General features: G+C 70.5%; 23 protein-coding genes and 2 pseudogenes. 19 read left to right on the plus strand and 6 right to left on the minus strand.

Going from position 1 to position 18,638, the window contains the following annotated elements:
• Nucleotides 1-54: 54 nt before the first annotated feature.
• The 12 genes from paaN (at nucleotide 55) to CES90_RS44080 (ending at nucleotide 10,544) form a co-directional block, all read left to right on the plus strand.
• The gene (paaN, locus tag CES90_RS44025) at nucleotides 55-1,755 is read left to right on the plus strand and encodes a phenylacetic acid degradation protein PaaN (RefSeq protein WP_189788279.1); all 1,701 of its coding nucleotides are present in this window, start codon (nucleotides 55-57) and stop codon (nucleotides 1,753-1,755) included.
• The gene (locus CES90_RS44030; protein WP_189788280.1) at nucleotides 1,748-2,971 is read left to right on the plus strand and encodes a thiolase family protein; all 1,224 of its coding nucleotides are present in this window, start codon (nucleotides 1,748-1,750) and stop codon (nucleotides 2,969-2,971) included. The genes paaN and CES90_RS44030 overlap by 8 nt, the downstream gene beginning before the upstream one ends.
• A complete protein-coding gene (locus CES90_RS44035; RefSeq protein ID WP_189788281.1) occupies nucleotides 2,968-3,714 on the plus strand; it encodes an enoyl-CoA hydratase/isomerase family protein in 747 nt (248 codons plus the stop codon). The genes CES90_RS44030 and CES90_RS44035 overlap by 4 nt, the downstream gene beginning before the upstream one ends.
• Entirely contained in the window at nucleotides 3,711-4,565 is an 855-nt protein-coding gene (locus CES90_RS44040) for a 3-hydroxyacyl-CoA dehydrogenase family protein (protein ID WP_189788282.1), read from the plus strand. The genes CES90_RS44035 and CES90_RS44040 overlap by 4 nt, the downstream gene beginning before the upstream one ends.
• The gene (locus CES90_RS44045) at nucleotides 4,562-5,383 is read left to right on the plus strand and encodes an enoyl-CoA hydratase/isomerase family protein (RefSeq protein WP_189788283.1); all 822 of its coding nucleotides are present in this window, start codon (nucleotides 4,562-4,564) and stop codon (nucleotides 5,381-5,383) included. Before CES90_RS44040 ends, CES90_RS44045 begins: the two co-directional genes overlap by 4 nt.
• Before the next feature lie 82 nt (nucleotides 5,384-5,465).
• Nucleotides 5,466-6,452 carry a 1,2-phenylacetyl-CoA epoxidase subunit PaaA gene (paaA, locus tag CES90_RS44050; RefSeq protein ID WP_189788284.1) on the plus strand — a complete coding sequence of 329 codons (987 nt, stop codon included), beginning with the start codon at nucleotides 5,466-5,468 and terminating at the stop codon, nucleotides 6,450-6,452.
• Nucleotides 6,449-6,742 carry a 1,2-phenylacetyl-CoA epoxidase subunit PaaB gene (gene paaB / locus CES90_RS44055; RefSeq protein ID WP_189788285.1) on the plus strand — a complete coding sequence of 98 codons (294 nt, stop codon included), beginning with the start codon at nucleotides 6,449-6,451 and terminating at the stop codon, nucleotides 6,740-6,742. The genes paaA and paaB overlap by 4 nt, the downstream gene beginning before the upstream one ends.
• Nucleotides 6,743-6,752: 10 nt before the next feature.
• Complete coding sequence (gene paaC, locus CES90_RS44060) at nucleotides 6,753-7,580, plus strand: 1,2-phenylacetyl-CoA epoxidase subunit PaaC (RefSeq protein WP_189788286.1); 828 nt, start codon at nucleotides 6,753-6,755, stop codon at nucleotides 7,578-7,580.
• Nucleotides 7,574-8,089 carry a 1,2-phenylacetyl-CoA epoxidase subunit PaaD gene (paaD, locus tag CES90_RS44065; RefSeq protein WP_189788287.1) on the plus strand — a complete coding sequence of 172 codons (516 nt, stop codon included), beginning with the start codon at nucleotides 7,574-7,576 and terminating at the stop codon, nucleotides 8,087-8,089. The genes paaC and paaD overlap by 7 nt, the downstream gene beginning before the upstream one ends.
• Nucleotides 8,089-9,201: a 1,2-phenylacetyl-CoA epoxidase subunit PaaE gene (gene paaE, locus CES90_RS44070; RefSeq protein WP_189788288.1), complete on the plus strand. Its 1,113-nt coding sequence runs from the start codon at nucleotides 8,089-8,091 to the stop codon at nucleotides 9,199-9,201. The genes paaD and paaE overlap by 1 nt, the downstream gene beginning before the upstream one ends.
• Nucleotides 9,202-9,209: 8 nt before the next feature.
• A complete protein-coding gene (locus tag CES90_RS44075) occupies nucleotides 9,210-9,977 on the plus strand; it encodes an enoyl-CoA hydratase/isomerase family protein (protein ID WP_189788289.1) in 768 nt (255 codons plus the stop codon).
• Between the two features lie 144 nt (nucleotides 9,978-10,121).
• Nucleotides 10,122-10,544, plus strand: a complete 423-nt coding sequence (locus tag CES90_RS44080) for a hypothetical protein (RefSeq protein WP_189788290.1) — start codon at nucleotides 10,122-10,124, stop codon at nucleotides 10,542-10,544.
• 357 nt (nucleotides 10,545-10,901) lie between these two features.
• On the opposite strand, the gene CES90_RS44085 is transcribed toward CES90_RS44080, so the two are convergent.
• The 3 genes from CES90_RS44085 to CES90_RS51490 are packed head-to-tail and all read right to left on the minus strand — an operon-like array spanning nucleotide 10,902 to nucleotide 12,134.
• Nucleotides 10,902-11,645, minus strand: a complete 744-nt coding sequence (locus CES90_RS44085; RefSeq protein WP_189788291.1) for a hypothetical protein — start codon at nucleotides 11,643-11,645, stop codon at nucleotides 10,902-10,904.
• A 55-nt stretch (nucleotides 11,646-11,700) separates the two neighbouring features.
• On the minus strand, nucleotides 11,701-12,057 hold the full coding sequence (locus tag CES90_RS44090) for an NAD-glutamate dehydrogenase (protein WP_308437942.1): 357 nt from the start codon (nucleotides 12,055-12,057) through the stop codon (nucleotides 11,701-11,703).
• Nucleotides 12,012-12,134, minus strand: a complete 123-nt coding sequence (locus CES90_RS51490) for a hypothetical protein (protein ID WP_268257081.1) — start codon at nucleotides 12,132-12,134, stop codon at nucleotides 12,012-12,014. The genes CES90_RS44090 and CES90_RS51490 overlap by 46 nt, the downstream gene beginning before the upstream one ends.
• Before the next feature lie 175 nt (nucleotides 12,135-12,309).
• On the opposite strand from CES90_RS51490, the gene CES90_RS44095 reads away from it, so the two are divergent.
• Nucleotides 12,310-12,909 carry a TetR/AcrR family transcriptional regulator gene (locus CES90_RS44095; protein ID WP_189788292.1) on the plus strand — a complete coding sequence of 200 codons (600 nt, stop codon included), beginning with the start codon at nucleotides 12,310-12,312 and terminating at the stop codon, nucleotides 12,907-12,909.
• 25 nt (nucleotides 12,910-12,934) lie between these two features.
• Here CES90_RS44095 and CES90_RS44100 read toward each other — a convergent pair whose 3' ends face one another.
• A complete protein-coding gene (locus tag CES90_RS44100) occupies nucleotides 12,935-13,195 on the minus strand; it encodes a hypothetical protein (protein WP_229914482.1) in 261 nt (86 codons plus the stop codon).
• 4 nt (nucleotides 13,196-13,199) lie between these two features.
• On the opposite strand from CES90_RS44100, the gene CES90_RS44105 reads away from it, so the two are divergent.
• Nucleotides 13,200-13,586, plus strand: coding sequence for a substrate-binding domain-containing protein (locus tag CES90_RS44105; RefSeq protein WP_268257082.1), 387 nt, complete (start codon nucleotides 13,200-13,202; stop codon nucleotides 13,584-13,586).
• Nucleotides 13,540-13,665 carry a hypothetical protein gene (locus tag CES90_RS51495; protein ID WP_268257083.1) on the plus strand — a complete coding sequence of 42 codons (126 nt, stop codon included), beginning with the start codon at nucleotides 13,540-13,542 and terminating at the stop codon, nucleotides 13,663-13,665. Before CES90_RS44105 ends, CES90_RS51495 begins: the two co-directional genes overlap by 47 nt.
• 364 nt (nucleotides 13,666-14,029) lie before the next feature.
• Here CES90_RS51495 and CES90_RS44110 read toward each other — a convergent pair whose 3' ends face one another.
• Nucleotides 14,030-14,797 (minus strand): helix-turn-helix transcriptional regulator, encoded by a 768-nt coding sequence (locus CES90_RS44110; protein ID WP_229914516.1) that lies wholly within the window; start codon nucleotides 14,795-14,797, stop codon nucleotides 14,030-14,032.
• A gap of 239 nt (nucleotides 14,798-15,036) precedes the next feature.
• Here CES90_RS44110 and CES90_RS44115 point away from each other — a divergent pair, with 239 nt between their 5' ends.
• Nucleotides 15,037-15,399, plus strand: coding sequence for a VOC family protein (locus CES90_RS44115; RefSeq protein ID WP_189788468.1), 363 nt, complete (start codon nucleotides 15,037-15,039; stop codon nucleotides 15,397-15,399).
• Nucleotides 15,342-15,842 carry an SRPBCC family protein gene (locus CES90_RS44120; RefSeq protein ID WP_229914515.1) on the plus strand — a complete coding sequence of 167 codons (501 nt, stop codon included), beginning with the start codon at nucleotides 15,342-15,344 and terminating at the stop codon, nucleotides 15,840-15,842. The genes CES90_RS44115 and CES90_RS44120 overlap by 58 nt, the downstream gene beginning before the upstream one ends.
• Before the next feature lie 185 nt (nucleotides 15,843-16,027).
• Here the strand turns inward: CES90_RS44120 and CES90_RS44125 are convergent.
• Nucleotides 16,028-16,753 (minus strand): annotated as a pseudogene (locus CES90_RS44125) (IS256 family transposase); the annotation flags it as partial.
• Nucleotides 16,754-16,844: 91 nt separating this feature from the next.
• Here CES90_RS44125 and CES90_RS50745 point away from each other — a divergent pair.
• Together CES90_RS50745 and CES90_RS44140 are read left to right on the plus strand one after the other, a co-directional pair.
• Nucleotides 16,845-17,459, plus strand: coding sequence for a hypothetical protein (locus CES90_RS50745; protein ID WP_229914514.1), 615 nt, complete (start codon nucleotides 16,845-16,847; stop codon nucleotides 17,457-17,459).
• Nucleotides 17,460-17,691: 232 nt separating this feature from the next.
• Nucleotides 17,692-18,537 (plus strand): annotated as a pseudogene (locus CES90_RS44140) (IS5 family transposase).
• The last annotated feature ends 101 nt before the right edge of the window (nucleotides 18,538-18,638 follow it).

Raw genomic sequence — 18,638 nt, forward strand, 5'->3', positions numbered from 1 at the left:
CCCCCGGGCGGACCGCACCCACCGACCTACCGAATGTTCGGCCAGGAGTTCCCGATGTCCACCGACTTCTACGCCCGCCACGCGGACCTGCTCCAGCAGGCCGTGGAGCACGCCGCCGGCCGCGGCTACTGGACGCCGTACCCGGAGACACCCAGCACCTCCGTCTACGGAACCGACGCGCCCCAGCAGGGCGAGGCCGCCTTCCGCGCCCTCCTCGGCAACCCCTTCCCTCTCGAAGGACACCCCACCGCCGGCACCGTCCCCGCCACCGAGTTCTCGCCCTACGGCTTCCCACTCGGCGTCAGCTACCCCTACCTCGCACCCGACACGGCCGTCGCCACGGCCAAGGCCGCCGCCACGGCATGGCGCGCCGCGAGCCCCGACACCCGGGCCGGAGTCGCGGCCGAGATCCTGGCCCGGCTGAACGCGGCGAGCTTCGAGATCGCGCACGCCGTCCAGCACACCACCGGCCAGCCGTTCGTGATGGCCTTCCAGGCCGGCGGCCCGCACGCCCAGGACCGCGGGCTCGAAGCGGTGGCGTACGCCTGGTACGAGCAGAAGCGCCACCCGGCCACCGCCCGCTGGAGCAAGCCGCAGCGCAGGGGCGGCCCGCTCGCCATGGACAAGACCTTCACCCCGGTCGGACGCGGCGTCGCCGTGCTGATCGCCTGCAACACCTTCCCCACCTGGAACGGCTACCCGGGCTTGTTCGCGAGCCTGGTCACCGGAAACCCGGTGATCGTCAAGCCGCATCGGCGGGCCGTGCTGCCGCTGGCCATCACGATGCGCATCGCCCGTGAGGTCCTGGGGGAGGCCGGATTCGACCCGGACGTGGTACTGCTCGCCGCCCAGCGCCCCGACGAGCGCACCGCCACCGCCCTGGCCACGCACCCCGATGTGCGCATCGTGGACTTCACCGGGTCCAGCGAGTTCGGCGACTGGCTGGAGACCAACGCCCGCCAGGCCACCGTGCACACCGAGAAGGCCGGACTGAACACCGTCCTCGTCGACTCCACCGACGACTACGCGGGACTGCTGCGCAACCTGGCCTTCTCGCTCGCCCTCTACAGCGGCCAGATGTGCACCACCCCGCAGAACATCCTGGTCCCGCGCGAGGGCTTCCCCACCGACCAGGGGCCGCGCACGGCCGACGAGTTCGCCACCGACCTGGGTACGGCGCTGGACAAGCTGCTCGGCGACCCCGCGCGTGCCGCCGGCACCCTGGGCGCGATCGTGAACGAGGGCGTCCTGAACCGGCTGGAGGAGGCGGCGACGGTCCTCAGCGGCCGTATCGCGCACCCCTCCCGGGAGCTGGCGCACCCCGAGCACCCCGACGCGGTCGTCCGCACCCCGCTGGTCGCCCGGCTCGACGCCGGGACCGACGAGAAGACGTACACCAGCGAGTGGTTCGGACCGGTCTCGTTCGTCATCGGCACCGACTCCACCGCGCACGGCCTGCGGCTCCTGCACGAAACCGTCCGGCGGTACGGCGCGCTGACCGCCTCCGTGTACACCACCGACGACGATGTGCTGGACGCGGCCCGCGACACCGCTCTGGACGCGGGCGTGCACCTGTCGGAGAACCTGACCGGCGCCGTCTTCGTCAACCAGTCCGCCGCCTTCAGCGACTTCCACGGCACTGCGGCCAACCCCGCCGCCAACGCGGCCCTCACCGACCCGGCCTTTGTCACCGGCCGTTTCTCGGTGGTCCAGTCCCGCCGCCACGCCCCCGCCGAGGAGTCCGCCCGTGTCTGACGACGTCTTCCTGATCGACGGCGCGCGCACCCCGCAGGGCCGCTACGGCGGCGTACTGGCCTCCGTGCGTCCCGACGACCTGGCCGCCCTGGTGGTGGGTGAGGCCGTGCGCCGCGCGGGGATCCCGCCCGAGGCTGTGGACGAGGTGGTCCTCGGGGCCGCCAACCAGGCCGGTGAGGACAACCGGGACGTGGCGCGCATGGCCGTGCTGCTGGCGGGGCTGCCGCACACCGTCCCCGGCTACACGGTCAACCGGCTCTGCGCCTCCGGGCTGACCGCGGTCGCGAGTGCCGCCCAGGCGATCCGGTCCGGGGAAGCGGACCTGGTGGTCGCGGGCGGGGTGGAGTCCATGACCCGCGCCCCCTGGGTGATGGCCAAGCCAGGCACCCCCTGGGCCAAGCCGGGGGAGGTGCACGACACCTCACTGGGCTGGCGCTTCACCAATCCGCGCTTCGCCGCCGCCGACCGGGCCGTGCCCGCGGGGGCCGGTCCCGAGACGGTCAAGGTGACCCTCGCGATGGGGGAGACGGCCGAGGAGGTCGCGGCCCTGGACGGCATCACCCGTGCCGAGTCCGACGCGTTCGCGTTGCGCAGTCACCAGCGGGCCGTGGCGGCGCGGGAGGCGGGGCGCTTCGACCGCGAGATCGTGCCGGTCCCGGTGAAGGACGGAGAGGTCACCCGCGACGAGGGGCCGCGTCCCGGCACGACGCTGGAGAAGCTCGGTGCTCTGCGGACCATCTTCCGCAAGGACGGCATCGTCACCGCCGGTTCCTCCTCGCCGCTGTCGGACGGTGCCGCCGCGCTGGTGGTCGCGAGCGCCGAGGCGGTGGAGCGGTACGGGCTCACCCCGCGGGCACGGATCGTCACGTCCGCGTCGGCCGGCGTCCAGCCCAACATCATGGGCCTCGGCCCGGTGCCCGCCACACAGAAGGCCCTGGCCCGCGCCGGATGGCAGGCCGGGGATGTGGACGCGGTTGAGCTGAACGAGGCGTTCGCCGCCCAGGCGCTGGCTGTCATACGCCGTCTCAAGCTCGACGAGGAGAGGGTCAACGCCGACGGCGGCGCCATCGCGCTCGGCCATCCCCTCGGCTGCTCCGGTGCCCGCATCCTGCTGACACTGCTCGGCCGGCTGGAGCGCGAGGACGCCCGCCGGGGCCTGGCGACGCTGTGCGTGGGAGTCGGCCAGGGCGTCGCCATGCTCGTGGAGCGGGTGTGAGCACCGCCTACGAGACGCTGCTCGTCGAGGAGCGAGAAGACCGGGTCGTCGTCACCCTGCACCGGCCCGAGGCCCGCAACGCCATCAGCGGCCGCATGATCGCCGAACTGCACGAGGTGTGCGGGCTGCTGGAAGCCGATCCGAAGCTGCTGCTGCTCACCGGGCACGGCGGTGTCTTCGCGGGCGGCGCCGACATCGCCGAACTGCTGCGGCGCGGCCGCGACGAAGCTCTGCAGGGCATCAACAGCCGTCTGTTCGAGCGGGTGCGCAGACTCCCCATGCCCACGCTGGCCGCCGTCGACGGCTGGGCGCTGGGCGGCGGCGCCGAACTGCCGTACGCCTGCGACCTGCGCATCGCCGGTCCGGACGCCGTCTTCGGCAACCCCGAGCCGGGGCTCGGCATCCTCGCCGCGGCCGGGGCCTGCTGGCGGCTGCCCGAGCTGGTCGGCGAGTCGATCGCCAAGCAGGTGCTGCTCGCCGGGCGGAACCTCGACGCGGCCGCGGCACTGGCGGCCGGGCTGGTCATCGACGTCGTACCGGCCGAGAAGCTGCTGGACGAGGCACACGCCCTGCTCGACCGCATGGCACGCTCCTCCGCCACCGCCCTGCGGCTGACGAAACTCGTCGTCGACGCACCCGGCGCCCACCCGGTCGCCGACGACCTGGCCCAGGCCGTGCTGTTCGAGGGACAGGACAAGAAGGACCGCATGACACGCTTCCTGGAGAAGAGGAGCCGGGCATGACCTCAGCACCCGCAGTCGTCGGGGTGATCGGCGGCGGCCGCATGGGCGCCGGTATCGCACAGTCCTTCGCGACGGCCGGTTCGGCCGTGACCGTCGTGGAGAGCGGCGAGCAGGCCGCGGCCGCGGCACTGGACCGCGTCGCCGCCGGACTGAAGAGAGCAGCCGAACGCGGCGCACTCGCTGAGCCCGCGGAGGAGGTGCTGGCCCGGGTGACGACGGTTCCGTCCGTCGACGCCCTGCCCTCGCACGCCGACCTGGTCGTCGAGGCCGTCCCCGAGGACGCCGCGCTCAAGGCCCGGCTCCTCGCCGCCGCCGAGCAGGCGGTGAGCCCCGGCACGGTACTGGCCAGCAACACCAGTTCCCTGTCGGTCACCGATCTCGCCGCCGCCCTCACCCGCCCGGCCCGCTTCCTGGGCATGCACTTCTTCAACCCCGTGCCCGCCTCCGAACTGGTCGAGATCGTCGTCGCACCCGACACGGGAGCCGACACCCTCGACGCGGCCCTCGGCTGGACCCGTTGCCTCGACAAGAAGGACGTCGTCGTCCAGGACTCGCCCGGCTTCGCCAGCAGCCGCCTCGGCCTGGCCCTGGGCCTGGAGGCGATCCGCATGGTCGAGGAGGGCGTAGCGGAACCGGACGCGATCGACGACGCCATGCGGCTCGGCTACAAGCACCCCATGGGGCCGCTGCGCCTGACCGACCTGGTCGGACTCGACGTACGCCTCGCCATCGCCGAGCACCTGCACGCCACGCTCGGCGAGCGCTTCGCCCCTCCCCGGCTGTTGAGGGAGAAGGTCGCCCGTGGCGAGCTCGGCCGCAAGACCGGAAAGGGGTTCTACACGTGGGAATGAGCGCTACGAGCCGGCCTCCGGCCGACGAGACGCGGCACGGCGTCGGCTACACCCTGGACGGCGGCGTTGCCGTCATCGAACTCCGAAGGCCCTCCGCGGGAAACGCTCTGGACGTGTCGTTGCGCGCCGGACTGATCGCCGCCGTACGCCGGGTGCGCGGCGACGGCGACCTCGTCCGGGCGGTGCTGCTCACCGCCGAGGGCCGGCACTTCTGCGTCGGACAGGACCTCAAGGAGCACGCGCGAGCCCTGGAGAGCGCACCCGCCTCCGCCTTCGCCATCGTGCGGGACGAGTACAACCCGCTCGTCGAGGAACTGCACGCGCTGCCGCAGCCTGTGGTTGCTGCCGTCGAGGGCGCCTGCGTCGGCGCGGGGCTGGGGCTCGCGCTCTGTGCCGACTTGCGGGTCGTGGGAGCCGGTGCCCGCTTCTCGACCGCGTTCACCGGGATCGGCCTGGCCGCCGACAGCGGTCTGAGCGGGGCTCTGGCGCAGGCGGTCGGTCCGTCGTGGGCCGCCGCCCTGATGCTGCTCGGTGACCGCTTCGACGCCGAGGCGGCGTGCCAGTGGGGCCTTGTCCACAGCGTCGTGCCGGACGGCGTTGCCGCTGCGGAGGGCCTGGCCCTCGCCCAGCGTCTCGCTACCGGCCCCACGGCCGCGTATGCCGAGGTCAAGGCGCTGCTCCGGGCCCACGGGGCGCCTTTGCCGGTGGTGCTGGAGCGCGAGGCGGCGGCCCAGGAGCGGCTGGGCACGACCGAGGACCACCGGGCTGCTGTGCGGGCCTTTCTCGAAGGCCGGCAGCCGTCCTTCACCGGACACTGACCCGGCTGCCGCACTTGCCGGAACACGAACGCTCAACCATGATGTCGACCGAACGAACGGTCGGTCGGGAAGGTGGGGACAGATGACCGCGTCACACGTCGACGTGTCGGCGGTGGGCTGCGCAGGGTCGGAGCTGCAGGAGCACTTCGAGGCGACGATTGCCCGCGACCGGCGGATCGAGCCGCGCGACTGGATGCCGGACGGCTACCGCAAGACGCTGATCCGCCAGATCGCACAGCACGCCCACTCGGAGATCATCGGCATGCAGCCCGAGGGCGAGTGGATCACCCGGGCGCCCTCGCTGCGCCGCAAGGCGATCCTGTTCGCCAAGGTGCAGGACGAGGCCGGGCACGGGCTGTACCTGTACTCGGCGGCGGAGACGCTGGGTGCCGATCGCGCGGACCTGACGAACCGGCTGATCGAGGGCCGCCAGAAGTACTCGTCGATCTTCAACTACCCGACGCTGAGCTTCGCCGACGTCGGTGTGATCGGCTGGTTCGTGGACGGTGCGGCGATCTGCAACCAGGTGCCGCTGTGCCGGTCGTCATACGGGCCGTACGCGCGCGCGATGGTGCGGATCTGCAAGGAGGAATCGTTCCATCAGCGGCAGGGCTATGAGCTGCTGCTGACGATGATGCGCGGCACCGACGCGCAGCGCGCGATGGTGCAGGACGCGGTGAACCGCTGGTGGTGGCCGTCGCTGATGATGTTCGGCCCGCCCGACGACAACTCGCCCAACTCCGCGCAGTCGATGGCCTGGAAGATCAAGCGGCACAGCAACGACGAGCTGCGCCAGCGCTTCGTGGACATGACCGTCCCGCAGGCCGAGAAGCTCGGCGTCGCCCTGCCCGACCCCGAGCTGCGCTGGAACGCCGAGCGTGGCCACCACGACTTCGGCACCCCCGACTGGGCCGAGTTGACCAGGGTGATCTCCGGTGACGGGCCCTGCAACGCCGAGCGGGTCGCCCGGCGCCGGGCCGCCCACGAGGAGGGCGCCTGGGTCAGGGAGGCGGCCACCGCCCACGCCGCCAAGCAGGCGGCCCGTACGCAGAAGGGAGCGGTGGCATGACCACCGAGAAGGACAACTGGCAGCTGTACGAGGTGTTCGTGCGCGGCAAGCGCGGCCTCAACCACGTCCATGTGGGCTCGCTGCACGCGGCCGACGACCAGATGGCCCTCACCCACGCCCGCGACCTGTACACCCGGCGCAACGAGGGCGTGTCCATCTGGGTCGTGCGCTCGGAGCACATCGCCGCCTCCACCCGCGACGAGAAGGACCCCTTCTTCGAACCCAGCGCCGACAAGGTGTACCGCCACCCGACCTTCTACGACATCCCCGACGACGTCCCCCACATCTGAGGAGCAGGGCATGAGCGACGACCACGTCCACCTGACCCTCGCCGAGGGACACGAGGACGACACCCGCTGGGCCTACGGCACCGGCTTCGAGGACCCCCTGCACGGCGTGGACAGCGCGATACCCGACGGCATCGACACCGGCGAACTGGCCGCCGTCTGTGTCGCGCTGGCCGACGACGCCCTCGTCCTGGCGCAACGGCTGGCCCAATGGACCACCCGCGCCCCCGAGCTGGAGGAGGAGGTGGCGCTGGCCAACATCGGACTCGACCTGCTCGGCCAGGCCCGCCTGCTGTACTCCCGCGCCGGCCAGGTCGACGGCACCGACCGCGACGAGGACGCCTACGCCTACTTCCGCGACGCCGGCGACTTCCGCAACGTACGCCTCGCCGAACTCCCGGGTGGTGACTTCGCGTTCTGCGTCGCACGCCTGCTGGTGCTCTCCTCCTGGAGGCTCGCTCACTTCGAGCGGCTCACCGCCTCCGACGATCCGGTGCTCGCCGCGATCGCCGCCAAGGGCCTCAAGGAGCTGAGCTATCACCGGCAGTACGCCGCCGAGTGGGTCGTCCGCCTCGGCGACGGCACCGCCGAGTCGCATCACCGGATGCAGGACGCGCTGGAGCAGGTCGCGCCGTACCTGGACGAGCTGTTCACCGTGTACGACGTCGAGGACGAGGTCGGGGCGGTGCTGAAACAGGTCACGGAGGCGGCCGGAGTGCCCCTGCCGGTGTGCCGGCCGCTGCCCGGCGCCGGCCGCGACGGCGAGCACACCGAGCACCTCGCCCCACTGCTGGCCGAGCTGCAGAGCGTGGCCCGCGCCCACCCGGACGCGACATGGTGACCGTACTGACGGACGTGCGCCGCGCTCGGCACATCGCCGAGTGCGTGCCGGACCCCGAGTTGCCCATGCTCACCCTGGCCGACCTCGGTGTGCTGCGGGGCGTCGAGGTCGGTGAGGACGGGACGGTCGTCGTCAGCCTCACCCCGACCTACTCCGGCTGCCCGGCCATGGCCGAGATGCGCGCCGAAGTGGCCGCGCGCCTCACAGCCGCCGGATACGCGCATGTCCGGGTGCGCACAGTGCTCGATCCGCCCTGGACCACGGACTGGATCACACCGAGCGGCCGCCGCACCCTCGCCGAGCACGGCATCGCGCCCCCCGGACCGGCGCCGCGCCCCGCCCCCGGCCCGGTGCCGCTGACACTGTCCCCCACCCGCCCCGCGATTCCGTGCCCCCGGTGCGGCTCGGCGGACACGGAGGAGACCTCCCGCTTCGGCGCCACCTCCTGCAAGGCGCTGTGGCGCTGCCGCGCCTGCCGCGAACCCTTCGAGTACGTCAAGGAGATCTGATGGAGGACCTGCTGCCACCCGGCACCTCCGCCCCCACGCCCGTGCGGCGCCGCCGCCCGGCCTTCCACCACCTGCGCGTGGCCACCGTGCAGCGGCTGTGCGAGGACGCGGTCGCGGTCGGCTTCGACATCCCGGACGACCTGGCCGAGGAGTTCGCCTTCACCCCGGGCCAGTCGCTCACCCTGCGCCGCGAGGTCGACGGGCGGGACGAGCGGCGCTCCTACTCGATCTGTTCCCCGGTGGGCGCCCGGCCGCGCATCGGGGTGCGCGAAGTGCCCGGCGGGCTGTTCTCCTCCTGGCTGGTCCACGACGTACGGCCCGGTGACACCCTGGAGGTGATGGCCCCGACCGGTGCCTTCACCCCCGATCTCACCGCACCCGGCCACCACGTCCTCATCGCAGCGGGGTCCGGCATCACCCCCATGCTCTCCATCACCGAGTCGGTCCTCGCCGCCGACGACCGCTCGCGGGTCACGCTGTTCTACGGCAACCGCCGCACCGGCTCGGTCATGTTCGCCGACGAACTCGCCGACCTGAAGGACCTCCACCCGGTGCGTTTCCAGCTCGCCCACGTCCTCTCCCGCGAGCCCCGCGAGGCCGAGGTGCTCTCCGGCCGCCTGGACGCCGACCGCCTCTCCGCCCTCGTCGGCGGGCTGGTCGACGTCACCACCGCGGACCACTGGTGGCTGTGCGGACCCCACGGCATGGTCCGCGACGCCCAGCGGGTCCTGGCCGGCCTGGGGGTGCCCGACACCCGTGTCCACCAGGAGCTGTTCTACGCGGACGACGCGCCGGTACGGCAGACGCGGCGCGAGGAAGCCGCTGCCGAGGGTCCGGTCAGCAAGGTCACCGTCACGCTCGACGGCCGGTCCACCACTGCCGCGCTGCCGCGCGCGGCCACGGTGCTGGACGGCGCCCAGAAGATGCGCCCCGACCTGCCCTTCGCCTGCAAGGGCGGCGTGTGCGGCACCTGCCGCGCCCTGGTCACCGAAGGGGAAGCCGACATGCGCCGCAACTTCGCCCTCGAAGCCGCCGAGGTCGAGGCCGGCTATGTGCTGACCTGCCAGACCTTCCCCGTCTCCGAGACGCTGACCGTCGACTTCGACAGCTGAGGAAGCCCATGTCCGTCCACCTGGAAGTCGCCGAAGGCGTCGGCACGATCCGCCTCGACCGCCCGCCGATGAACGCCCTCGACATCGCCACCCAGGACCGGCTCGGCGAGCTTGCCGCGGAGGTGACCGAGCGCGACGACGTCCGGGCGGTCATCCTGTACGGCGGCGAGAAAGTGTTCGCGGCCGGCGCGGACATCAAGGAGATGGAGCTCGTCGACCACGCGGGCATGGTCAGGCGCTCGCGCCCGCTTCAGGACGCCTTCACGGCCGTCGCCCGCATCCCCAAGCCGGTCGTCGCCGCGATCACCGGTTACGCACTCGGAGGCGGCTGCGAGCTGGCCCTGTGCACCGACTACCGGATCGCCGCCGACAACGCCAAGCTCGGCCAGCCCGAGATTCTCCTCGGCCTGATCCCCGGCGCGGGCGGCACCCAGCGCCTGTCCCGGCTCGTGGGCCCCTCCAAGGCCAAGGACCTCGTCTTCACCGGCCGGATGGTCAAGGCCGATGAGGCTCTCCGGATCGGCCTGGTCGACCTCGTGGTTCCGGCCGCCGAGGTGTACGAGCAGGCGCGGGCCTGGGCCTCCCGGCTGGCCAAGGGCCCCGCACTCGCCCTGCGGGCCGCCAAGGAGTCGATCGACCAGGGCCTGGAGACCGACCTCGACACCGGTCTCACCATCGAGCGCAACTGGTTCGCGGGCCTGTTCGCGACAGAGGACCGCGAGCGGGGGATGCGCAGCTTCGTCGAGGAAGGCCCTGGCAGGGCGACGTTTCTCTGAATACTCCTTGGAATGGTTGGCTGTGTCGGTTTCCGCGGGAGTCGTTCGGCGATGACTTCAGGCGCAGACCTGACGAATCGTCACTCCCGCCTGTCAGAAGGCGGGGCGTCCGTGCCAGAACCAGACAGTGAAGGGTGGGTACGCGTGGACCACGGTGAGGACGAGATCCTGGCTGAAGAGCTTGCTGCTCTGGGGGCCGTGGTCGGGGGCAGCCGTCGCTTGACCCGGCTTGTGGCCAAACTGATGAGGAAGAATGTCCATGAGATCGACCTCGAGATGCCCCTGCCGTTCGATGATGCCGTCAGACGTGTCGCCAAAGTGCTTGGTCACGCCGGACGAGCGGTGGGGTCCATGCATGTCGAGCCTGGCGTGGACCAGGAGACGATCCGTGTCGTCACCAGCGGTGGCGCGGGCGGCATGAATCCCGTAGTGGTTACTGCGCTGGTGACAAAGGGCGGGATGGGCAGCTCGAAGGTCAGGCTTCGTGCAGCTGCCAAGGAAGGCTTGATCAAGCAGCGAGCGGGCGAGAAGACCGCCGCCCGTCTTGCGGGGTGGCTGAGCGAGTAGAGCAGATCCGGCATGAGGTGCTGCACACGGCCAAGATCCGGATCGTGTACTGCGGAAGACGGGGGCCACGACGGTGTCGCGGCAACGTCGTTCGCCTTCCCCGTTTCACATTCCAGCGTCGTCCAGCGCGAGAGGACGCCCTGAAGATGAACCGTTCCGGGTCTGATGGAGGCTCGATTCCCTGAGAGGATCGAGTCATGGGCAACTCGGCCGCCATTGACGACACGGGGTCGGTACGGCCCGCGATCAGCTCATGCCGCGGGCTCCCGGTCGTCAAGTCCCATACCCGCATTTCCCCGTCCCTGCTTCCTGCAACGGCGACCGTTCGCCCGCCGACAACCGCCGTCGTCACCGCCGTCACAGGACCACCGTGGCCGGCGAAAGCACGCAGGAACCGAGGGTCGGCAGCAGAGCCGCTCGCCCAGGCCGGATCACACTCCAGACCCGGCTCCGGATCGGGCTGTCCCGGCACATCTGCGCTCCCGAACCATGAGGCCAGCTCCGCATCACCCAGCCGTGCCGCATCCAGCGCCAGTATCTGCCGTCGCTGAACCGGTGCCACCGTCTGGTCACTTCCGCCGAAGTCCGGTACACCGCCGCCACGGCCCGACTCCACGGGTCGGCCATCCGGCCCAACAACTCGATGACACGAGTCGGTTCGGTGGTGAGCAGCAGACCGGGATCCGACAGCAAGGAACGCACTTCAAGCGGAATGTCCGCCGGTCTTTCGCTCACGGCACCGAGAACAGGATCCGGCGTGGACGCCGAGACATCCGCCGACCACGCGATGCCGACGAGCCTGGGCAGGGGATCGTGCACGGAAGATCTGCGCAGATGAAGCGGCTCGGCCGTAACGCCGCCGAACTCACCGCGCTCGCCGACCACCTCACCGCCCACGGCCTGGTCCTGGAGATGCTCGCCGGGCCCGAGAAGCTGCTGTTCGCGTTCTTCGCGGCGACGGCGGAGACCGAGCAGGAGAACATCCGGGTGTCGGCCCTGGAGAGGCGCGACACCGCGACCCCCAAGGGCAAGCACGGTGGTCGGCCGCAGGTCGTCACCGACGACATGCTCCACACCCTGCCGGAGCGCCGCCAGGGGCAAGGCCGGCGTCTGCGAGCCGTGTGCCGGGGGCCGAGGCGGGTGCCCGGGCCGGAGTTCACAGGAGCTGGTCGAGGGCGATGGCGAAAGCGGTGCTCGCCACGCGCGTGGGGGCTTGTGACCGTGCATGACAGTGCTTCAGCGCGGATTCGATGGTGGACGAGATGTCCTCGAAGATCGACTCATCGGAGATTTCCAGGTTGCCCTGCATCAGGAGGGCGAAGGTGCGTGCCATGCCGCAGTTGGCGATGAAGTCCGGAACGACGGCGACGCTGTGGTCCGCGTGTTCGTAGACGGGGCCGTAGAAGATCTCGGGGTCGGCGAACGGCACGTTGGCGCCGCTGGCGATGACTTCGAGGCCGTTCGCCGTCAGACGGTCGACGTGTTCGCGTGTGACAGACGTGACGCCGCGCAGGGGAAGAAGACCTCCGCGCCGGTGTCCCAGATGGTGTCGTTGACCTGGTCGAAGGGAACGAGGTCATCGGCCCGCAACGTGTTGCCCTGCTTGGCGAGGAACAGTTCGCGGACCTGCGCACCGGCGACCGGTGGCAGCCCGCCGATGGTCCTCCTGGGTCAGGCCACGACTCAACTCGGAACGGCCGTTCCAAGATAGCGGGCGAGGAAGTAACCCGGAACCCTCGTTTCAAGTTGGCGAAGTGAGGCATGCATGCCGGACATCAAGCACTTCGACCCGGACGCGGCCCTGGAGACGGTGTGCCGCCTGTTCTGGCGACAGGGTGTTGCCTCGACCGGGATCCAGGACGTGGTGACCGCGACCGGGCTCAACCGCTCCAGCCTGTATGCCACGTTCGGCGGCAAGCAGGAGCTCTACCTCGCCGCGCTGCGCCGCTACATGGAGCAACGGTCTCAGCCGATGTTCCGGCGCCTCGCGCAGGACGAGCGGGGACTGCCGGCCGTCTCCGAGTTCTTCGCGGGCCTGATCGAGGCGCGCTGCTCGGGCGAGTACGCCCGCTGGGGCTGCATGGTCTCCGACGCGCACGCCGGGGCCGAGAACAGCGATCCCGAGGTGCGCGCCGTCCTGGACCAGCATCACCGGGAGCTGCGGGACGCGCTGCACGCGGCTCTCGTCACCGCCGATGCTCAGGGACAGCTTGCCCCTGGCTGCGATCCGGGCGCCTGCGCCGACCTGCTGGCGCTGCTCGCGTACGGCGTCAACCTCCGCTCCCGCGCCGGAGCGGACGCACGCGACCTGAACAGGACGGTGACCACCGCCCTCGCCTCGCTCGGCGCCCGGGCGACGCCCTGATGACTCGTACCGGCCATCGCACCGGTCATCGCCGGGCCCTGCGTTCCGCCTCTTCCTTCACCGCGGCGAGCGATCCGGCGACCGTTGCCTCCCAGCGGGGGGCTACCAGGCCACCCCACCACTGGCCGAGGCGCCACAGGTCCGTAGAGAGTTCACCGGTGTATTCCAGCCGGGTCCTCGACCCCTGCTCGCCGAGCTCGAAGGACTCGGTGACGGCCGGGACGGGGCCGCGTACCAGCCGGAAGTCGACCCGCTCGGGGCTGCTCGGCCTGGGGCACCGGCGCATTGCCATGATCAGCGGCCCGGATCACCCCTTCTGCCTCGCCCGGCTGTTCGGTCACTCGTCGGCTCTCGCGGAAGCCGGCCTGCCGTTGGAACCCGGCCCGGTGGTAAAGACCCAGCTCACCCGCGAGCACGGATACACCGCCGCGCGGGAGCTGCTGTCCCGCTCCGATCGTCCCACCGCGGTGTTCACCGCGAACGACATGCAGGCGCTCGGTGTCTACCAGGCCGCGCGCGAGCTCGGATTGCGCATCCCGCACGATCTCAGCGTGGAGGGCTTCGACGACGTACCGGCCGTGGCCTGGATGGACCCGGCCCCTGACCACGGTCCATCAGCCGTTGGCCGAGATGGCGGCAGCTGCCACCGAGCTGACCCTGGCGCTCGGCCGGGGTGAGCAGGTGCCGCAGGTGGGGTTGGAGATCGCCACCACTCTGACCGTCCGGGAGAGCACGGCTCCGCCGAAAGCGGCGTGAGTGACTGAGGAGCAGCCGCGCGAGCGGTGGATGTCCAGCGACGCCCGGCACCGATTTGCTCCCGGAACCGGAGCCCGGAAAGGCTCAGGTCCCGGGAGCGAGGGTCATCCGGCGGTCAGAGTGGTCCACTTCTGGTTGGAGCCGCCGTGGCAGTCCCACAGATGGAGCTGCGTGCCGTCGGTCGTGCGCATCGTGCGGCGGAGCACCGTTGGCGATCGTCCGCCACTACATCGAGCAGCAAAAACGTCCGCTCCAACGTGCACGTCAGAGCAGTCTTGAGATGCATTCATCCCCGGCGTGAACACCGGGGCTTTCTGCAAGAGTCCCGATAATTCCCCAGGCGAAGACGAAGCAACGGAGAGCGTCAAGGTGTCCGAGGGGCGAGCAGGCGTCGCAGTGCCGTCGGTGTACGGCCCAGGTACTGGCGTATGGTCCTGCTCATGTGCGCCTGGTCGGCGAAGCCGAGGTCTGCGGCGAGGGCGCCGAGGCTGTTCTCGCCCTCCTCCAGGCGGTCGAGGGCGCGGCCGATGCGGACGCGGTTGCGATATTGGGTCACGGACACCCCCAGTTCGCGGCTGAAGGATCGGCTCAGGCGGTAGGGCGAGACGCCCAGCACTTCTGCGAGCGGGAGCAGTCCGTTCGAGGCCGGGTGGCCTTCGGTGATCGCCTGGCGTGCCGCCGCAACGAGAGCCGCTTGGTTTCCCTGGGCTTGTGCGCTGAGTGGTGTGGGCCCTGAGACGACTTGGCGGACGGTGGTGGCGAGCAGGCCGAGCAATTCTTCGGTCAGCGTGTAGTCGACGTCTCCGGTCCGCGCGGTCGCCAGGAGCCGGCGATGGGTGAGGTCGAGGCGGGCATCGACGTACACGTTCTGGGTGGCCAGGCGCGCGACGTCGCCGGCCATGACGTGCCAGAGCGCCGGCGTCAGGCTAATGGATGTGCAGTCGTCGCCTCCGGCGGGATGGGCGAAGTGCTCTTCCTCACCCGGCACGCCGACGTAGGCCATTGTCGAGTCGATGTCGGCGGCGGCTCCGGCTACGCGCCTGCGGAACCGGCCACGGCACACGAGCACCAACCGGTAGTCCTCACGTACTTCGGCCTCCGACCAGCGCGCATGGTCGTCCTGGCATGTCACAGCCGTGATGCTGAAATCGAGTCGGGTAGCGAGAGTGGTGGTTGAGAGCACCTTTGCACGCTACGCCGAGGGTCTGACAATCACCCTCGCAAGGATGTTCAAGACGGGGACCTACTGCCACGAGCAGGCTGGTCGACGTGCCCCGGCCCGGCCGCCCGGCCCAGTGCACCCGCGCTGCGGCGTCGGCACGGGCGGGGCACGTCACACATCACCAGCACCCATACGAAGGGGTCATTGGCATGCCCGCTCTCGCGGAGTTCACCGCGGTCGTCATCGACTGCGCAGATCCGGCCATGCTCGCCGAGTTCTACAGGAAGGCCACCGGCTGGGAAATCACCTACAGCGACCAGGACTTCGCCTCCCTGGGCAACGGCGGTCGAATGCAAATCGCCTTCGTGCGCATCGAGGGCTACCAGGCGCCGGGCTGGCCTGACGCCCGCAAGCACGCGCACCTCGACTTCACCGTCACCGACTTGGAGAGCACCGCCAAGGAACTGCTCGCCCTCGGGGCAGCAAAGCCCGAGTTCCAGACCGGCGAGGGCAAGTGGGTGGTGCTCACCGATCCCGAGGGGCACCCGTTCTGCCTCACCACCGGCGACTGACCACCCGGAAAACAGGAGAGACCACCCTGGCTCACATCCATAAAGAATTCCTGATCGCGAGCGCCCCCGACAACGTCTGGGCGGCACTCCGCGACGTCAGCGGGATACACCGGCGCCTGGCACCCGGCTTCGTCACGGACACGCGTCTCGAGGCGGATACCAGAGTCGTGACCTTCGCCAACGGCGTCGTGGTGCACGAGCTTCTCGTTGACATCGACGACGAAACCCGTCGGGTCGCTTATGCGGTGATCGGCGGGTCACTGGCCCCCAAGCACCACCACGCGTCGATGCAGGTCTTCGCGGGCGGCGAGGACCACAGTCGGTTCGTCTGGATCAGCGATGTGGCACCGGACGACCTCGCGGGCCCTATCGCTGAGATGGTCGACCAGGGAGCACGCGTCATCAAGCAGACGCTGGAGACCCAAGCCACTGCGGACAACTGACCGAGCGGCCGGGAAGTGCGGCGCGGCTCCGGCAGGGGTCTGGTCCCGATGGAGCCGCGTCCGCAATCCCCGTGGGAAAGCTCGTGAACGTCTCCCAGGGGAATATCGCGACCGTTCACACGGGCTCGCGTGAGACCGCGTACGCGGGTCTGTAAAGGCTTCTGTGGAACTCGGTTTGGTGGTGGTCAGTCGCGGGCTGCGGTGAGGCGGCCGTCGAAGGCGATGTCGAAGGCGTTCAGGGCGGGCTTCCAGCGGCGGCCCCAGCGTTGGCGGCCCTTGCCGGAGGGGTCCAGGCTTATGACGGCGCGGTAGACGCACTTGAGAGCTGCCGCGTCGGTGGGGAAGTGCCCGCGGGCTCCGACGGCCTTGCGGATCCGGGCGTTGACGCTCTCGATCGCGCTGGTCGTGCAGATGATCTTGCGGATCTCGACGTCGAACTGGAGGAAGGGGACGAACTCGGCCCAGGCGTTCTCCCACAGGCGCACGATGCCGGGGTACTTCGTCCCCCATTTCTCGCTGAACTGCAAGAACTGTGTCGTGGCCGCGTCCTCGGTCGGCGCGGTGTAGACGGGCTTGAGGTCGGCGGCGATCTTCGCCCAGTCCTGCCGGCCCGCGTAGGAGAACGAGTTCCGCAGGAGGTGAACCACGCAGGTCTGGACCACAGTGCGGGGCCACACATTGTTCACCGCGTCCGGCAGCCCGGACAGGCCGTCGCAGACGAGCATCAGCACATCACGGGTGCCGCGGTTCTTAATCTCGGTGAGGACCTGCTGCCAGTACTTCGCACCCTCGCCGCCGTCGCCGATCCACAGTCCGAGGATGTCGCGCTGCCCGTCCGCGGTGACCGCCAGGGCGATGTAGACCGGCCGGTTGGCGACCTGCCCGTCGCGGACCTCGACGTTCACGGCATCACGGTCGATGTGGTGGCGAGAGGCCGGGCGGCCGGGGCGGCGTGTCCGGACTGCGGTCGCTTTTCGGACCGGGTGCACGACTCGCAGGTTGATGGATCTCCCGCTCGGTGAGCAGAGCGTCGTGATCCGGTTGACGGTCCGGCGTTTCATCTGCGGCGCGGCCAACTGCCTGCGCCGCATGTTCGTCGAGCCGTTCGCTCAGTTGACCGCGCCGTACGCGCGCTTCACCACTCGGCTCAACCACATCCTGGAGCGCATCGGGCTCACGCTCGCCGGACGGGCCGGCGCCCGCCTGGCAGCCCAAGTGGGCGCGCTCGGGCAGCCCGCCTGCGTGCAGCTGTTCCTGCCGCTCCATCTCTGTCTGGAGATCCCGGTCCCCGGCTTCGGCGGCCGCGGCTTTGGCTTCGGTGGCGAGCCCGTGCTGGACGACGGCGTCGGCGTCCGGGTCGTAGACACCGCCGGTGGTGGCGAGCAGCTACGCGATGCGCTCCCACTCGCCGACTTCGGCGGGGCTGCGTTCGTCGTCGGCCAGGTCCTCGCGGCCGCGTTCGAGGTGCCGCTGCAGCCGGGCTTCGTCGAGGGCGGCCGCGGCCTCGGTGGCGGTCATGCCGGTGGCGCGTCGGCGGACCGAGCGGCGGCCGACCTTCGCCCATTCGACCGGATAGCAGGGCGCGGCCGCGGCGGGCGCCGGGACGCAGGGACCTAGGGACGCAGGGACGCAGGGACGGCGGCTGGACCGGGGAACATGGGTGCTCACACGAGCCTCCCAGCCGTCGCGGAAACGGTGACGGGAAATCCGGCTGCCGCGCGGTGGGCGCGGCAGCCGTAGACAGGTTCATAGCAGCCACGAATTCCGTGTGGCTAACAGCGGCTGACACAAAGAGGTGGATCGGCGCCGATGACCGTGTCCGGGGCGGGAGTTGACCGTTCGGCCGGGTGTGGGGACAGCGCCGTGGATCGTGTCGGATGAGCTGTGGGACCGCCTTGAGTCGCTGCTGCCGCGGCGTGGGCGGCGCTTGCGCTACCCGAGCCGCAAACCGCTGCCGGACCGGAAGGTGCTGTGCGGGATCCTGTACGTGCTGCACACCGGCATCCAGTGGGAGTACCTGCCCCAGGAGCTCGGCTTCGGCTCGGTCATGACCTGCTGGCGCAGGCTGCGGGACTGGAACGAGGCCGGTGTCTGGCAGCGGCTGCACGAGGTCCTGCTCGCCGAGCTGAAGGCGGCGGCGAAGCTCGACTGGTCGGGCTGCGTGGTCGACTCCTCCCACGTCAAGGCGCCAAAAGGGGGAGCCACACAGGCCCGTCGCCGGTCGACCGGGGCCGGGCCGGCTCGAAACACGATCTGATCATCGACGGGAACGGCGCGCCGCTCGCGGTCATCCTCACCGGCGGCAACCGCGGGCGACATCACCCAGCTGCTGCCGCTCCTCGGCGCGATCCCGCCGGTCCGCGGACGGGTCGGACGTCCCCGCTGCACGCCCGACTCGCTGTTCGCCGACCACGGCTACGACCACGACATCTACCGCGACCAGGTCCGTTCCCGCCGGATCCTGCCCGTCATCGCCCGCCGCGGCACGCCCCACGGCAGCGGACCGGGTGTCTACCGCGGGGTGGTAGAGCGCACGTTCGCCTGGCTGCACTGCTTCCGACGTCTCCGGGCGCGCTGGGAACGACGGGCCGACATCCATGACATCACGCCACCGAGGTCAGTAGAGGCTGTTGTCATTCCGATCTTGTCGGGCGGCACGCGAACATATGTCCCAACCCAGAACCCGCGCGGGTGATCTTCGTGGGGGGCTGCGCACGGAAACAGGGCCTGCTGGCAACTCGGGGGAACGAACCCGCTTCGGGCATCTGGAGGCCCTTTTGCCCCAGCCTGTCGCGT

Origin of the sequence: Streptomyces capitiformicae (assembly GCF_002214185.1) — a bacterium.
Lineage (GTDB): Bacteria > Actinomycetota > Actinomycetes > Streptomycetales > Streptomycetaceae > Streptomyces > Streptomyces capitiformicae.

Bases quoted from the DNA above. Each gene is read 5' to 3' on its own strand.
- CES90_RS44095 (WP_189788292.1), top strand. From the start codon at position 12,310: ATGCCGGACATCAAGCACTTCGACCCGGACGCGGCCCTGGAGACGGTG.
- CES90_RS51495 (WP_268257083.1), top strand. From the start codon at position 13,540: ATGGCGGCAGCTGCCACCGAGCTGACCCTGGCGCTCGGCCGGGGTGAG.
- paaE (WP_189788288.1), top strand. From the start codon at position 8,089: ATGGAGGACCTGCTGCCACCCGGCACCTCCGCCCCCACGCCCGTGCGG.
- paaB (WP_189788285.1), top strand. From the start codon at position 6,449: ATGACCACCGAGAAGGACAACTGGCAGCTGTACGAGGTGTTCGTGCGC.
- CES90_RS44100 (WP_229914482.1), bottom strand. From the start codon at position 13,195: ATGCGCCGGTGCCCCAGGCCGAGCAGCCCCGAGCGGGTCGACTTCCGG.
- CES90_RS50745 (WP_229914514.1), top strand. From the start codon at position 16,845: ATGGATCTCCCGCTCGGTGAGCAGAGCGTCGTGATCCGGTTGACGGTC.
- CES90_RS44075 (WP_189788289.1), top strand. From the start codon at position 9,210: ATGTCCGTCCACCTGGAAGTCGCCGAAGGCGTCGGCACGATCCGCCTC.
- CES90_RS44115 (WP_189788468.1), top strand. From the start codon at position 15,037: ATGCCCGCTCTCGCGGAGTTCACCGCGGTCGTCATCGACTGCGCAGAT.
- CES90_RS44045 (WP_189788283.1), top strand. From the start codon at position 4,562: ATGAGCGCTACGAGCCGGCCTCCGGCCGACGAGACGCGGCACGGCGTC.
- paaA (WP_189788284.1), top strand. From the start codon at position 5,466: ATGACCGCGTCACACGTCGACGTGTCGGCGGTGGGCTGCGCAGGGTCG.
- paaN (WP_189788279.1), top strand. From the start codon at position 55: ATGTCCACCGACTTCTACGCCCGCCACGCGGACCTGCTCCAGCAGGCC.
- CES90_RS44040 (WP_189788282.1), top strand. From the start codon at position 3,711: ATGACCTCAGCACCCGCAGTCGTCGGGGTGATCGGCGGCGGCCGCATG.
- paaC (WP_189788286.1), top strand. From the start codon at position 6,753: ATGAGCGACGACCACGTCCACCTGACCCTCGCCGAGGGACACGAGGAC.
- paaD (WP_189788287.1), top strand. From the start codon at position 7,574: ATGGTGACCGTACTGACGGACGTGCGCCGCGCTCGGCACATCGCCGAG.
- CES90_RS44105 (WP_268257082.1), top strand. From the start codon at position 13,200: ATGATCAGCGGCCCGGATCACCCCTTCTGCCTCGCCCGGCTGTTCGGT.